We start from the raw sequence: 12,891 nt of genomic DNA, 5'->3' as shown, positions 1-12,891 counted from the left end.
GTCTGGATAGAAGGATTCGAACCTCCGCCATCCTGCTCCCAGGGCAGGCGCTCTGACCACGCTGAGCTATATCCAGTAATCAGAGTCCCTCTGGCACGATTCGAACGTGCACCGCGCGCTTTTTGAAAGCGCCGCCTCTGCCATTGGGCTACAGAGAGAAATGCGCGTTGTTTTCATCCGCCACTCAGACACACGGACAGGTAGACGCGCCCCTACCTCATGCAAGGACGACAGGACTCGAACCTGTAGCCTGTGGTTTTGGAGACCACCGCTCTGCCGATTGAGCTACATCCCTATGCGTGAGTTGCGGAGGCCGGATTCGAACCGGCGGCCTTCTGATTATGAGCCAGACGAGATACCGAACTTCTCTACACCGCATCGTTCAACCACAAGGATATGGCGCTTATTCAAGCGCGCAAGATGATGGTCCCGAACGCCCATCACAGCAGCTACTGTCGCGATATGACCACATATGTCGATGATGTGATCTCCTGCCTGATCGAACAGTGGCACGACTCCAACGACGACCGCACCGCTGCCGAATAGTTAGGAATGTCCACCATCGAGTACGGGCGCTGGACGGCAGGACTGATGACAGGGCACGAACTACAGGATTGGGCAGATCGGCGCGGCGTCAACCTCGAAGACACTGCGGAGGACGCCCTATAGATCCGATCACCCACCCGAATACCGAAGCGGCCATGCTGGAATCGGCACTAAAACCCCAGCAGCGGCAACACAACGCCGAGTATTTTCACGACACAACCGCCGATTTCGACAAGATCAGCAACATTCATAACAACCCCGGATGCTTCCGTTTGTGATCGACATGGATTGCAGCGGCCCGGCGGCGGTGAGTACCCTCACGGGCCTCGCCCTGGGTCTTCTTCTGATGGCAGGAAACACACACCGCCTGAAGGTTGTCGAGCCGATCAGAACCCCCACGCGCAAGACCCACTTGGTGATCCACTTCCGACGCCAACCCCAAGCACCCCTCCAGCCGAAGCTGACACAGCCCGCCATCACGCCGCATCGCCCGCGGACGATTCCGCACGAACTCGGCCGAACGCCCCGAACCCGACCACGCCATCCCAACCTCACCCCAGCCGCCAACACCACTGCACCAGCCAGGATCTCGCGGAAACATGCGCATGCATAGATGATTGCTCTATAGCCGAGATGTAGGCTGTGTGCTACAAATGGCGTATGGCCACCAGCATCGACGAGCAGCGGAACAGGATCACCAACTACGTCGACGAACGCGGCGAAGCCGAACACCTCGCACCCCTCCGGCGCCAACTCGCCCTTGCCCTCCTCGACCACTTCGTGGCCCTTGAGATCAGTGACACCGAACTGGCCGAACGAGTCGGACAGAACCGCGTCGAGATCTCCAAGCTCCGCAACGGCAAGCTCGACAAGTTCTCCGTCGACCGGTTGATCCGGATCGCCGAGAAGGCCGGACTGAACGTGAAGGTCAACTTCCTCGGCGTAGCTGCCTGATATCGAGGTCACCGTGACGGCAATTATGCCGCCACGCGGTTCAGCGCGTCGTGCTCCGGCGCAAGCAGGCGGACTACCGACTCCAGCTCCTCGATACGCGCGAGATACGACTGCCGCGCCAACATCTCCGCCGTATTCTCAGCGTGCGTTACAGGCTGAAGATGGTCAGGGTTGACGCAGCCACTGTTTCCACACTTGTGATGCGCTGCCAATACACCCAACGGAGCGCCGAGCTTCGCCTCCAGTACCATTCGGTGAACCGGGAAGTTCTTCTTCTTTCCCAATCTAACCTGCGGGTAACCGTCCCTGGTCCGCCTGCTCCAAATTTGACACTCCCCAGATGGCGCGGTCTTGACAGCGACCGCTTGAAGGAAGGCTTCGTAATCTCGATCCTCCCAAGCCTTCCGGAGCGGAGAGCGCATGTCTTTCTGAGGTTTGGGTTCTGGGCGAGGCGTCGTCGCATAACGGGCACTCTGATGCTGCGCCCTCATCTGCTGGCGGCATTCACCGGAGCACGCCTTCGTGCGCGCGTACTCGGATGTGAACGAGTTCCCACAGATCACACACTGCCGCTCTACCGGCTTCTTTGCGCGGCTTTCACGAGGCGGTCGTCGCGACTGGTTGTACTCACGGAATTTCGCGAGCCGTTTCTCGCGAGCATCGGGATCTGCCCAGTATCGCTCGCGCTCGACGCGTTTCCGATTCTGGTCGTAGCAGCCTCTCGAGCAAAACTTGCTCCGACTGTTGGGAAGTTCGAATTGTTCGCCGCAGACTAGACAGTCTCCGCGCACTGGCTCACGGCGTACCGCAGCCAAGCGAGCAGCATGTCGCCCATCCGATCGGCATCGAAGTTCGTAAGCGGCTTGCCTGCATCGGGTCGGACAATAAGTCGGTTCAGGTCCGGTCTTGGATCGACGTTCGAGCGGAGCGTCGCAATGCGCGCATACCCGTATCGCAGGCATATTCAGTTGTCCCTCTATTAAGTTGTATACGGCTGTCGCCGCCAGAGTCGATTATAACGGTGAGATAACAAACGAACCTTCAACGTCGTACATGTTCCGCGCCACAGAGTGGGACGGTGCGCTATCGACCCCACCCAGGGGGCTTGGGCGGCCTGGGGTTTCGCGCCTCCCCAGGGCGCAGCGTCGGCAGGGCGCAGCGTCGGCAGGGCGCAGCGTCGGCAGGGCGCAGCGTCGGCAGGGCGCAGCGTCGGCAGGGCGCAGCGTCGGCAGGGCGCAGCGTCGGCAGGGCGCAGCGTCGGCAGGGCGCAGCGTCGGCAGGGCGCAGCGTCGGCAGGGCGCAGCGTCGGCAGGGCGCAGCGTCGGCAGGGCGCAGCGTCGGCAGGGCGCAGCGTCGGCAGGGCGCAGCGTCGGCAGGGCGCAGCGTCGGCAGGGCGCAGCGTCGGCAGGGCGCAGCGTCGGCAGGGCGCAGCGTCGGCAGGGTCGCTAACGCTCCCCGCCAACCCCGCACACAAAGGGGTGTGCCATCCCAAGTCCGCCCCTTCTTCCGAAACCACAAGAACACGGCGTAGCAACCATTTACGTCACTTGACCAGCGCTTTTAAATTCAGTGTTGACATTGTTGTAGGCCCTGGCCTACATTTGTGCCATGCCGCCGGAAGGCAGGCAGCAAGCGGAACTCAACTCCTCTCGCTGCGGTCGGTCCGGCGCAAGGTTTCAAACCATCGAGTGAGGCCACGAACGGAGTACTGAAGCGGCGGGCGGCGGGATGCCCCCAAAGCGCGGATGCTTTTCCCTTTGAGGGTTGCGAGCGTCTATAGGGAAACAAGTAACTGATGTGCCGATCCGGTGGGGCCGAAGGTTTCTGGCACCGATCAATGTGGCTTGCATGATTGGCCTAGTACCGGCAATGACGGCGGGTAGCGCAACCCTTGGGGAACTATCCAATGTCGGCGTCGGTGCGTTGTAACGGCTAACTTGCGGCATTGATACGAGCTACAGACCGTAAAACGGCAGGTTACCGGCATTCGGTAGCTTCGGTGGCAGCGAGCGAGCCGGGTCAGGAATTCCGGTCACAATCCTTTGGGGTTGTCGAGCCTTTTCCTGCGGGGTGAGCGAGCGAATCACTGTCCCGGTTCGGGCGATAAACGTTCATCCTTCGCGGTGAATAGTCCGGACCGACCGGGAGAGACACACGCACCGGGTATCGAGTGAGTGGGTAACCAGAGACTTTGGAGAGCGGGGCTGTTTCGGCGGCCCCTTCTCTCGTGTTTTCAATCGGGAAGTTACGGCGCGCTGGTTGTGGCTGGCGTGCCGCTTCGGTCAATCATCCAGCTTTTCGGAGGTGAGCTATGTTGGATTTCTTGCCGAATGAGCGCCGCAAGGTGCGCGGATCGCATAACCCCCAGTGGGATGGTATCGGTCTGTTCACCAAGGGTAATGCTCGAAGGCCGGGCGATATCAATCGTCACGAAACCGATCCGTATACGTGCCGCAGGTGCGGCACGGATCTGCCGTTCAATATCAGGAATTACCGGCGTGGTGTCTGGTGTGAGTCCTGCCAGGCTTCGCGGTCGGCCGGTGAGGTCGCAGGTACGGGGCGGTCGGAGACTGAGATGCTGGCCGAGTATGTGCGGCTGTATCGCGAGTTGCCGCAACGTCGGCGAGCCGGGTTTCTCTCGCGTATTCCCAAGCGGTTTCGTGAGGCTGTGGCGTCGGCGTCGGCGTGAGTCGGTTTCAAGTCAGCGGGGGTGTCCCGCTGGTTTGGCCGTCGATTCACTCTGAATCGTGATCGGTGAAACTCGGGAAGGTTTCTTACATGTCGTCTGTGTATGCGATTGTGTCGGTTGCGGATGAGTCCGGGCCGGGCCGGGTGCTGTTGAGGGGTAGTCGCCGGATGTGTCGGCAGGCGATGTTTTCTGGTGCGCTCACGTTCATCGAGCGGGGATTCCGGGTGGAGCGGATCGGCAACGATGCTCGTCTGCGGGTTTTCCATCGTACAACTGGCGAACTGGAAATCGAGCGTCATCTGATCGCACTCGATATCTAGCCAGGGCTAGGGCGTGCACGCGGGTAACTCGCTGTTCCGTCTGCTGGACGGTGGCGGCGGGGTGCCCTATGCATGAGCTAAGTCGTTCGTGTATGGAATCTGGGAGGGCTCAAATGGAACGTTCGAAAGCTACCCTGTCGCGCATTGTCGATGCCGTCGCCGTGATCGGCGATTCGGAGACATACAACCGGGTGGTGAATGTGTACAACATCGGCTGGCCCATTGCCAGGCTGCGGGCAGGCGGGGAGATCCTGTTTGCCGGGATTACTGACGGGGGTTGGATTGCTGTGGATGAGTTGCACGCGCACTTGTTCGGCGCGTAACACGCAGCCTGCGTGATTCTCGGGAGGTTTCGACATGTTTGGTTATCAGTTCATCGGCCGTTTGGGTGACGAGTCCGCGGAAATGCGGTTCACGGTGTCCAGCGCGACAGGGGATTACCGTCATGAGGATGCGTTCGGCCTGGACTGGCGACGCAACCGGAAGGTGACCGGCGGGGATTCGTTCCTCAAGGCTATCGCCGGTCTGGGAGGGGACGCGAAGCAGGTCGCGGTGTATCTCGAGGTCCCGAACACGTGCCATGAGACGAGCATGCCGGGTGGGGCGTCGGTGGAGAGCGAGGTGAATGCTCGCTACCTGCGGGAGACGTACGCGGTGAGCATGTTCTCCGATTCGGTGTATGTGCTGGTGTTCGATGGGCCGGGCGCGGGTCTGGGGGTCGAGGTGGACGACGGCCTGGCCGACATGGTGGCGGGCCTGTATGCCGGTCACGACATCGACGATGGCGAGACGCGCCAGGTGATCGAACGGGAATTGATCGACAAGTCCTGGGACAGCTGGGTTCGCGGGCAGGTGGCGCAGCGGCTGTCGGACGCGGCCGAGTCGCTGTGGTGGGACTCGACCCCGGCGCAGCAGGACACGTTGCTCGGTGAGGCGCTGGATCGGTTCTATCGGGTCGATGGTCATCGGCTGGAATTCGAGGACGACTCGTGGTCGGTGGATCACGAGGAGTTCGCGAAGGTTTTCCAGGCCGTGGTCCTGGCTTCGGCGTGGTCGGGGGTGTCGGTGTGAGGGTCGTCGACGTGACCGAGGAGTTTCCGCAGATCACCCACCGCGCGGGCCAGACGCAGCGCCACTATCGGCGGGGTGAAACGGCGGTGATTGTGACTGTGGCCGAGCAGCGGCGTTATCTGCCTGCCCGTCCCGGTGAGCGGTCGCGCTGGTATCGGGTGACGATGCAGATCACGAGTGGTTCACCGTCGCGTCATGCGCGGTTGGCGAAGCAGATCGCTGCGGAGCTGGAGTTGCCGGATACCGCGGGCGCGCAGCTGTATCGGTTCTATCGCACGAAAGAGGGTCGGCCGGAGTCGTCCTATGCGTTCACCCATGGGTTGTCGAGAGTCGCGGGAGTTCGATCGTGAAGATTTTCATTCTCGGTGCCGCGTTCACCGCGTCGGCTCTGGTGGGTGCTGCGGCAGGTTGGTTCGTCTCCGGCGGCATGGTGTCGGTGTCGGACGAGGCGGAGGTGGATTCGTGCCTGGTCGGTGAACCCGTTGACCCTACGACACTGTGGGCGCTCGCCGACGGGTATTGGGTTGTGGTGGATGCGCCGGATTGCGGCTGCCCGTGGGAGGAAGACAGTGGCGACGGGGGAGACGCGTCACGTGGTGGGGAACTTGTATTCCTCTAGCACGGCAATGGTGGGGCAGGCGATGCAGATTCTGGGGTACGCGGGCGTGGTGTAGCGGAGATAGCGGGGCGCGGGAGCATGGTTCCCGTTCCCTGGCTACCGCGCTATATCGGTGTCGGGTGGAACTCGGGAGGTTTCGAATATGTCTGATGTTGTGTCGCGCCAGCAGGTGGCGACGTTTACTGCTGACCTCAAGACGCTGGCCAGCGATATTTTATTTATCAAGCGTGTGACCGGTTTCCGGCGCGCGCATCTTCCTGTGCTGGAGTTGGCGACGGTTACTGTGCGCGATGGTGTGGCCGCGATCAGCTTCTACAATTTTGATGCTGCGGTGACGGTGCGCATGCCCGGTGCCGGTGATGACACGTGTTTCGCGGTGAATCTGAATGTGCTGGCCGACGCGGTGAAGGCGGTCGGCGCGACGAACACCGGCACGTTCACCATGCGTGCCGGTGAGCTGAGGATCGCTGCGGCGGGTGTAGCCGTGACCGTGCCGCTCGCGGGGGCCGAGCTGACCGAAGACATGCCGGTGCATCCCGTGGTGGACGGCACGCCGGTAGCGATCGTCCCCGGTGCCGAGTTCGCCCGTCTCGGCGCGATCACCGCTACCGCTGTCGGCAGGGATACCGACCTGCCGATGCTGACCGGTGTCCGTGTCGAGTGCAGCGGCACCCACCTGCACGCGGTCACGACCGACCGCTACAAGGTGGCCATCGCGGAGGCGACAAACCGGTTCTGTGTGGCCGAGGACACTGCGTTGCTGGTTCCCGGTCACCCGTTCCATCACTTCGCGAAGCGCGCGGGGTCCTCGGGCACCGTGACGGTCTCGGTCGGCGCGAATGGCATGGTGTCGCTGGAGTCGGATGACTGCACGGTCGCCGTGAACCAGCTCGACCACGAGTACGTCAAGTGGCGGAATCTGCTGCCGTCCACCACATCGGTGTCGTTCACCTTCGATCCCGCGGCGCTGCTGCGCGCCGTCAAGGCGATGCCGAAAGGTGCGTCCACCATCAACCTGCACATCAGCGATGGCGAGGTCAGGGTGGTCGGCTACAGCGGGCGTGAGGAGTCCCCGTTCTCGTCGATGCTGCTCGATGTCACCGACATCGAGTGCGACCAGGACATGGTCATCAAGTTCTCGGCCCCGTATGTCGCGACGATTCTCGGCGCGGTGCCCAAGGGCGTGAAAGTCCAGTGGCGCGGCACGACGCCGACACGTCCCGCACTGTTTGTGTGGGAGTCCGCGCGTGTGCTGCTCATGCCGGTGCGGATACCCGGCTGACAGCCGGGGCGAAATCCGGCTCCGATAGAGCATGGCAAAGGACGCCCGGAAGGTGCGGGTGTTCATTTGTGTGCGGGGACCGCTTGTCCAGTATCCGGGGGGCGCTCACCTGTGGGTGAGCGTTGCGCGATCAACCGGGGCTGTTGGTGATGAAATTCGGGAGGGTTCACATGTTCGACAGCGTGGAGAATCTGGAGATTATCGCGCGGGCACAGGCGATGGCGTTCGCCGATGAGTCGGGTGCCGCGGCGTTCGAGGCGGTGGCGTTCGCCAACTTCTGGGTCTGCATCGGTATGCACGAGTACGGGGACATGAGGACAGCGATCGGTAGAGCATACAACGGTGATCGCCGGTTTCGGGAGTTCTACGACGCCGAGGGCGAGGCTACCGTCCCCAACAACTGTTACGGGCGGGTATGCGCGGCCGAATCCTTGGTCGCTGCGCTCCCTCGTGTCCGTTCTGAAAGGTTCTGCCATGACACCGCGTCGAGTGGGTGGCTGGTGGGCAAGTACCGTGAATCGCTGGCGGTGGCGAAATGACCTGGATTGGTGTACTGCGCGCCCGGTATGCACAGGCGCACAGGGATTCGGATCGTAGGCCGTCGCGATTCAGTGCGGGCGGTCGGGCCGATCGGGAATGGGCTGCGCGGGCGGATTCGTATTGGACGGTGATGTCGTGAGAAAATGGAAGGTCCCGGACTGGGACAGCCCGCATATTCGGTCGATCAATCCGGCGGAGCAGAGTGCACGTTGGGGCTGGTATGACTCGACGCCCGGTTTCGCTCCCCGATACCGGAAGGTGGCGATTCCGGTGGGCGCGGTGGTCCGGGTGAAAGATCCGCAGTATCGGTCTGAGGGTTGGATCGGCCGGGTAACAGCGCACATGGTCGATCAGTCGGGGTTATTACGGTCTGTCGTTGGCGGAGTGTCTGGACACGGGCGGGTTCTTGAACAAGCGGGTCGGCCGGGTGGATCAGGTTGAGATCGTCCATTGCCTGATCCTGCCGCCCGCTCCGGAGGTGGGGTAGATGTGTCGTTGCGTGTGCGCTGCGCGTGAGCGTATCGAGATGTTGGACAATGGCGCGAGCATCTATATAGCGCCAGATTCCGACTATGCGGTGTCGCCTTACGAGGACGGCGATTACATGCACATGACGGCGGTAGTTCGCTCTGCCCGTGGCCGTTACGACACGTTCGAGTCGTGCGATACGGGGATGCCGATTCGCGCCGATGTGGTTGTGGACGCGTTGCGTGAGCACGATTGCCGAGTGGTTGTCCGGTGGCTGCGGTCAGTCTACGGGCTGACGGTGGTCGCCGACGGCGACGATATCTATTACTCGCGTGAACCGGTGTCGGATGTGCGATCGGAGATTGCGCTGTTGGATGCGTGGCGGCGGGGTGAGACGGGCGGATGGGTTGTGGAAGATTCCGCCGGGCGGGAGATCGGTTCTTGTTGGGGTTTCTACCTCACTGATTCGGAACGCGCATACATGGTCGAGCGGCCGCGCGAGGTCGCTCGGGCATTGAAGGCGGCGTAGCCCGCTGTTTTCCAGTGTCTGGGGAGCACTCATCTGCGGGTGAGTGTTGCCCGATCAACTGGAATTGGTTGATTTCGTAGTATGGGAGGGTTCTTTATGGGTTCCGATATCGAGGATCGTGGCGCTGTTGTTCGGGTGCTGCGTGGCCATTCGGATGCGGAGTCGGCGTTCGTGGTGGATGACTATCCGTACGGTTTCCGGCTGCGTTGCAAAATCCGTTATTGGATGGAGCAGGCCAGCAAGGGCCAGTACAAGGCGCACTGGCGGATGGTCACGCAGACGACCAATCCGAAGCGGCCGGGTGAGGTGTGGAACAAGCCGAAGGCCAGCCAGTACACGGGCTACGCGGTGCTGGTGCAGTACGAAAACGATCACGTGGGTCAGGTGGGCGTGAGTTTGTACATGTGGACTGACGATTGGATGCGTTTCTATCTGACGGGCGTGTGGCCGTTGATGAACGATGCCGAGCGTGGTCGGGTGGCGTTCATTCAGTCGCTGGCGGAACGTGGCTCGAAGGATTCGTGGGCTACGTGGTCGGCGCTGGTGCAGTCGCTTCCAACTACTGAGGAGCTGAGCTACGAATCGTGGCTGGAGCGAGGCATTGTCGACCACTACGGGCGACCGCCGTCGGAGCGGGAATTCAGTTTGGCGCTCGCGTATGTGCAGGCGGGCGGGCCGGTCTCGTTGTCGGGCAAGTGGTGGCAGCTGGATTCGGCGGCGGTTGTGGATCTCGATTGATTGTCCAGCATCCGGGGAGCGCTCACCTTCGCGGGGTGAGCGTTGCCCGGTCAACAGGGTGTTGATCAGTGTTGATATTCAAACTTGAGAAGGTGCAGATGACCACCGAAGAATTGGCTGCGGCTATCCGTTCGGGCGCGCATCCGAAGCTGACCGGCGACGAGTATGTCCGTCTGATTCTGGTCGGTCGACAGAGCGCGTACATTGCGGAGCATCCGCCCATCGTGCGCACTAAGTTTCCCGTCCCGCCGCTGTTGGAATGGTTCGTCAGTGGTGGGAAGCTCGGGCCGAAGGATAGCGACGACGAGGATCTCGTAGATATGTCCACGTTGGAGCCGGAACCGAAGCCGAAGCGGGAGCCGAAGCCTCGGGTGTACAAGTCGTCGGCGGTATTGAAGGAGGAGCGGGCGAAGTTGCAAAGCCAGCTCGATAGCTTGACGGGTGGGAACGATTCAGACGATGTCGCGTCGATCAATCTATCCCCGTTCAGTCGAAACCGGGCGGCCCGCACCGCAGGTAGACGGCGGTTCGAGAAGTTGGATCGCGACATTCAGAAGGGCGCGGCCTTGATTCGGAAGATCGAACAGTGGGATTGCAAGATCAGAGCCGCCGAAGCGCGAGAGGCGAAGGCCCGATAGGGCTGCCCCAGTATCCGGGGAGCGCTCACCGTGGGGTGAGCGTTGCCCGATCAACTGGAATCGTTGGTCAACCCCTGAAACTTGGGAGGTTTCATTATGCCGTTGTTTGGCATTGGCGATGCTGCATTGCGTATACCACGGATCACGTTGGAGGGCGTGTTGTTGGAGCAACGCTATCGGTGCATCGCGGATCGACACGAAGGGCACACGTACAACGTGGGGAGCGATAAGACGTGGTGTCACTGCGGCTATGTCGTACGGCCGGGCGATCACGGGTCCTACTCGAGTGCGTATGAGCGCGCCGAGGCCGACCGTGACCGGCGAGACGAGGTGGGCCGGAGCGCACGGTCCTATCTGTCTGCGGCACACAGGATCTCGGTGAACTGAGGGCGGCTATGTATTGGCGTTACGACTTGATGGTGTGCACGAATCCGGATGTAACGCCGGGTGCACACGATGGGTATTGCACGTTCGCGTTCCGGCGATCGGAGTGCGATTACGCCTACGTCAAGGCTTTCGAGCTGGCGTGCGCGGAGACACATGCGGTGGTGATGTGTTCCACCGGCAGCAGGATGGCTGTGCATCGCTCGTTTGAGCATGTGACAGGCGGGCGGCTGTGTGAGTGGTGCGGCAAGGGGCGTGGACCGCTGCTGAATCTGTCGTTTGGGCACCGTTTTCTGTGCGACTCGTGCCGCGCTGATGGCCTGCGTGACGAACGGGAGTTCGCGAAGCAGCACGGAATTACTCAGTCGTCGATCTACTTCCGGCCTGTGTTCATGCCGGGTGAGGACAAATGATGAGCAGTTGGATTGACGAGATCAACGACCAGCTCGAGCGGATGAAGTCGGCCGGGTCTGCGACAGCGGTGTTGGAGATCGTCGGTGCGGCGGCCGGGTCTGATGAAGGGTTCTTCGACGGCAGCGAGGAGAGCCTGTTGGATGCGCTGACGAAGGCTGGTTGGCGGGTTGTCTGGTCACGGGCGGCTTACAACTGGAAGGCGCAGGCACCGGACGGTTCTCGGTTGATATGTGTGGAGGGCGATCTGTACGCCGAACACGTGGGCAGCGGAAGTGGTTTGTACAGGCCAGAGTCTGCGCCGAAGTATGCAGCGAAGTTCGCGGCTGCGACTGTGTCGTACGAGCCGCCGCGATGGGAGGAGCCGACGGACGAGGCTTTCCGGCGGCGGTTCGCTCATTGCGTGTGTGTGCCGGATGCCCGTATGTATCCGTTGATCCGCGAAGCGTTCGAGAGGGAGTACGCCGAGAAGATCTCGGCGGCGAAAGCGGCGATGGGGACTGAAGGGTAGGGCTTGCACATCGGCCGTAGCGTTGTCTGCGGCCGTTGGGCGGAGGAACCACCTCCGATGCCTTATCTGAATATCGTTGCATTGGTGAGGCTCTGACGCTCCGGCGTCGGAGTCTCCGTTGTTTTCCCCGATCGGAGTAGTGGTGATGAGAAACCTGTCCAGAGATACCGGTGGTGGCCGGTTCACGTCGGCAGCGTTGCAAGCCTTGCTGTTTCTCGCCCGCGATCACGGCCTGACGTTGTGCATGTGGGTGGATATCGGCGGCGGGGTAACGGTGCGGCAGCCGTTGGCGGCATGCGGTTCCTTCGTGAGCGTGGAGTATGACGGCGAGCTGATCGAGGACATTCACCCCTCGCATGTCGTAGAAGTCCGCGTTCAATAGTCGAGTTGACACTCAAACATTGCCACCGTGGTGAGACCCTGACGCTTCGGCGTCGGGGCCTGTCTTGTATTGCAGGGAGTTTCGATGAATCAGGATGTACTGGATGTGCTGGAGCGGTCGCGGGTGCACGGGGTGGTGATCTGGCCTCTGGTGGCCGACATCATCGACTCGTTCCGCCTGGCCATGGCGACCGAGCAGGTCGATGCGGCGACGATCGACACGGTGGTGAAGACGGTCGCCGACTACGCCACCAACAATTACGACGACTAGGGACGCGCCGCCATGACGGTGTCGCCGTCCGAGGTTTCCGACGAGCAGGTGTGTTCTGTGTGTGAGGAGCCCGAAGCCGAACGCGAGTGCGCAATCTCCGAATGTGGTCATTGCAGGCGGTATGTCTGTGAGGCGTGCGATGCGGGTTACGAATTCGATTGGGGCGCATTGTGTCCGCGATGCGCGAAACAGGGCAAGACGTTGCCCGGCGTGAAGGAGCGGTACTGAAAATGGATCGTATTGACCTGTTGGTGGGTGATCAGGTCCGGCTGACGATGCCGTGGTCGGAAGTGGTGATGCATCTGCGTCTGGCTGACCAGGCCGTGGAGATCGAGGTATTGGACGGCGGGATGGCTCAGATCTGGCGGGACGGTCGGACGGTGAGCTTCCCGGTCACCTGGGGCGAAGCCGGAATCTACAGCGGAGGAACATCCGGCCCCTATACGTATGGCGGGCAGCTGGTCGACGGCCCGAGCCGCAGTGGAGGTGGACAGTGAGCGACAACGAAAAACTGGGCAGGGCGGGCGCGAGGGCGTACA

Annotated in this window: 20 protein-coding genes and 4 tRNA genes; 18 read left to right on the top strand and 6 right to left on the bottom strand. The window is 61.7% G+C overall.

The annotated features are described in order from the left end of the window. Position 1: 1 nt before the first annotated feature. The 4 genes from HPY32_RS21845 to HPY32_RS21830 all read right to left on the bottom strand — a co-directional run bounded on the left by HPY32_RS21845 (position 2) and on the right by HPY32_RS21830 (position 378). Positions 2–76, bottom strand: a tRNA-Pro gene (locus tag HPY32_RS21845). Positions 77–85: 9 nt separating this feature from the next. After that, a tRNA-Leu gene (locus HPY32_RS21840) sits at positions 86–158 on the bottom strand. 64 nt (positions 159–222) lie between these two features. Further along, positions 223–295 (bottom strand) — tRNA-Trp (locus HPY32_RS21835). 9 nt (positions 296–304) lie between these two features. Next, positions 305–378, bottom strand: a tRNA-Met gene (locus HPY32_RS21830). Between the two features lie 18 nt (positions 379–396). Between HPY32_RS21830 and HPY32_RS21825 the strand changes: the two genes are divergently transcribed. Beyond that, the gene (locus HPY32_RS21825) at positions 397–546 is read left to right on the top strand and encodes a hypothetical protein (RefSeq protein ID WP_156674780.1); all 150 of its coding nucleotides are present in this window, start codon (positions 397–399) and stop codon (positions 544–546) included. A gap of 247 nt (positions 547–793) precedes the next feature. Here the strand turns inward: HPY32_RS21825 and HPY32_RS46585 are convergent, their stop codons facing one another. Further along, a complete protein-coding gene (locus HPY32_RS46585) occupies positions 794–1,033 on the bottom strand; it encodes an HNH endonuclease (RefSeq protein WP_373686687.1) in 240 nt (79 codons plus the stop codon). 173 nt (positions 1,034–1,206) lie between these two features. Between HPY32_RS46585 and HPY32_RS21815 the strand changes: the two genes are divergently transcribed. Beyond that, complete coding sequence (locus HPY32_RS21815; protein ID WP_067595210.1) at positions 1,207–1,500, top strand: XRE family transcriptional regulator; 294 nt, start codon at positions 1,207–1,209, stop codon at positions 1,498–1,500. Between the two features lie 23 nt (positions 1,501–1,523). Here the strand turns inward: HPY32_RS21815 and HPY32_RS21810 are convergent, their stop codons facing one another. Further along, complete coding sequence (locus HPY32_RS21810) at positions 1,524–1,784, bottom strand: HNH endonuclease (RefSeq protein ID WP_171983016.1); 261 nt, start codon at positions 1,782–1,784, stop codon at positions 1,524–1,526. Between the two features lie 2,027 nt (positions 1,785–3,811). Between HPY32_RS21810 and HPY32_RS21805 the strand changes: the two genes are divergently transcribed. From HPY32_RS21805 to HPY32_RS21730, 16 genes are all read left to right on the top strand, one after another. After that, positions 3,812–4,189 (top strand): hypothetical protein, encoded by a 378-nt coding sequence (locus HPY32_RS21805; protein ID WP_156674781.1) that lies wholly within the window; start codon positions 3,812–3,814, stop codon positions 4,187–4,189. Positions 4,190–4,278: 89 nt separating this feature from the next. Beyond that, a complete protein-coding gene (locus tag HPY32_RS21800) occupies positions 4,279–4,509 on the top strand; it encodes a hypothetical protein (RefSeq protein WP_171983015.1) in 231 nt (76 codons plus the stop codon). Positions 4,510–4,622: 113 nt separating this feature from the next. Continuing rightward, the gene (locus HPY32_RS21795) at positions 4,623–4,832 is read left to right on the top strand and encodes a hypothetical protein (RefSeq protein ID WP_067595213.1); all 210 of its coding nucleotides are present in this window, start codon (positions 4,623–4,625) and stop codon (positions 4,830–4,832) included. 34 nt (positions 4,833–4,866) lie between these two features. Further along, positions 4,867–5,580, top strand: coding sequence for a hypothetical protein (locus HPY32_RS21790; RefSeq protein ID WP_067595216.1), 714 nt, complete (start codon positions 4,867–4,869; stop codon positions 5,578–5,580). Then, the gene (locus HPY32_RS21785; protein ID WP_067595218.1) at positions 5,577–5,930 is read left to right on the top strand and encodes a hypothetical protein; all 354 of its coding nucleotides are present in this window, start codon (positions 5,577–5,579) and stop codon (positions 5,928–5,930) included. The genes HPY32_RS21790 and HPY32_RS21785 overlap by 4 nt, the downstream gene beginning before the upstream one ends. Continuing rightward, positions 5,927–6,199, top strand: a complete 273-nt coding sequence (locus HPY32_RS21780) for a hypothetical protein (RefSeq protein WP_067595220.1) — start codon at positions 5,927–5,929, stop codon at positions 6,197–6,199. The genes HPY32_RS21785 and HPY32_RS21780 overlap by 4 nt, the downstream gene beginning before the upstream one ends. Positions 6,200–6,341: 142 nt before the next feature. After that, positions 6,342–7,481, top strand: coding sequence for a DNA polymerase III subunit beta (locus HPY32_RS21775; protein ID WP_082871785.1), 1,140 nt, complete (start codon positions 6,342–6,344; stop codon positions 7,479–7,481). A gap of 122 nt (positions 7,482–7,603) precedes the next feature. After that, positions 7,604–8,020 carry a hypothetical protein gene (locus tag HPY32_RS21770; RefSeq protein ID WP_156674784.1) on the top strand — a complete coding sequence of 139 codons (417 nt, stop codon included), beginning with the start codon at positions 7,604–7,606 and terminating at the stop codon, positions 8,018–8,020. Between the two features lie 527 nt (positions 8,021–8,547). Next, positions 8,548–9,018 (top strand): hypothetical protein, encoded by a 471-nt coding sequence (locus HPY32_RS21765; protein WP_067595234.1) that lies wholly within the window; start codon positions 8,548–8,550, stop codon positions 9,016–9,018. A gap of 96 nt (positions 9,019–9,114) precedes the next feature. After that, positions 9,115–9,756, top strand: coding sequence for a hypothetical protein (locus HPY32_RS21760; RefSeq protein ID WP_156674785.1), 642 nt, complete (start codon positions 9,115–9,117; stop codon positions 9,754–9,756). Positions 9,757–9,854: 98 nt separating this feature from the next. Next, a complete protein-coding gene (locus HPY32_RS21755) occupies positions 9,855–10,394 on the top strand; it encodes a hypothetical protein (RefSeq protein ID WP_067595241.1) in 540 nt (179 codons plus the stop codon). Positions 10,395–10,789: 395 nt separating this feature from the next. Then, on the top strand, positions 10,790–11,191 hold the full coding sequence (locus HPY32_RS21750; protein ID WP_067595244.1) for a hypothetical protein: 402 nt from the start codon (positions 10,790–10,792) through the stop codon (positions 11,189–11,191). Then, positions 11,188–11,700: a hypothetical protein gene (locus HPY32_RS21745; RefSeq protein WP_067595247.1), complete on the top strand. Its 513-nt coding sequence runs from the start codon at positions 11,188–11,190 to the stop codon at positions 11,698–11,700. The genes HPY32_RS21750 and HPY32_RS21745 overlap by 4 nt, the downstream gene beginning before the upstream one ends. A gap of 145 nt (positions 11,701–11,845) precedes the next feature. Further along, on the top strand, positions 11,846–12,082 hold the full coding sequence (locus tag HPY32_RS21740) for a hypothetical protein (protein ID WP_156674787.1): 237 nt from the start codon (positions 11,846–11,848) through the stop codon (positions 12,080–12,082). An 84-nt stretch (positions 12,083–12,166) separates the two neighbouring features. Beyond that, entirely contained in the window at positions 12,167–12,352 is a 186-nt protein-coding gene (locus tag HPY32_RS21735) for a hypothetical protein (RefSeq protein ID WP_067595253.1), read from the top strand. Between the two features lie 179 nt (positions 12,353–12,531). Further along, positions 12,532–12,849: a hypothetical protein gene (locus tag HPY32_RS21730; protein WP_067595256.1), complete on the top strand. Its 318-nt coding sequence runs from the start codon at positions 12,532–12,534 to the stop codon at positions 12,847–12,849. Positions 12,850–12,891 lie beyond the last annotated feature (42 nt).

Source organism: Nocardia terpenica (assembly GCF_013186535.1).
Classification (GTDB): Bacteria; Actinomycetota; Actinomycetes; order Mycobacteriales; family Mycobacteriaceae; genus Nocardia; species Nocardia terpenica.
This window is presented reverse-complemented; position numbering and strand designations above follow the sequence as displayed.